The 213-nt window shown below is 71.8% G+C and carries 1 protein-coding gene; it reads right to left on the bottom strand.

Annotation, left to right across the window (positions count from 1 at the left end):
* On the bottom strand, positions 1 to 213 hold a 213-nt coding region (locus tag QWJ41_RS21775; protein WP_500684580.1), incomplete at both ends, for a tRNA nucleotidyltransferase/poly(A) polymerase-related protein.

The raw sequence follows: 213 nt of genomic DNA, 5'->3' as shown, positions 1-213 counted from the left end.
GGGAGACCAGGTCGGGTCCGCCGAAGCGCTCCTGCTCCTGGTCGATCGCCTGCTCCAGCACCGTCTGGGTGTGCTCGTAGACGTCCTTGTGACGGTGGTGCTCGTCGCGCTCGCGCGCGAGGGCCGGCAGCTCGGGCAGCACCAGCTCGGCGAGGCCGGTGTCGACCAGCAGCGTGAGCCCGCGCCGGGGGTAGGCCCCCATCACCAGCTTGA

This window comes from Nocardioides cremeus (assembly GCF_030518195.1).
GTDB classification, from domain to species: domain Bacteria; phylum Actinomycetota; class Actinomycetes; order Propionibacteriales; family Nocardioidaceae; genus Nocardioides; species Nocardioides cremeus.
Note: the sequence above shows the minus strand (reverse complement) of the source record. Positions and strands in the feature narration are given on the sequence as shown.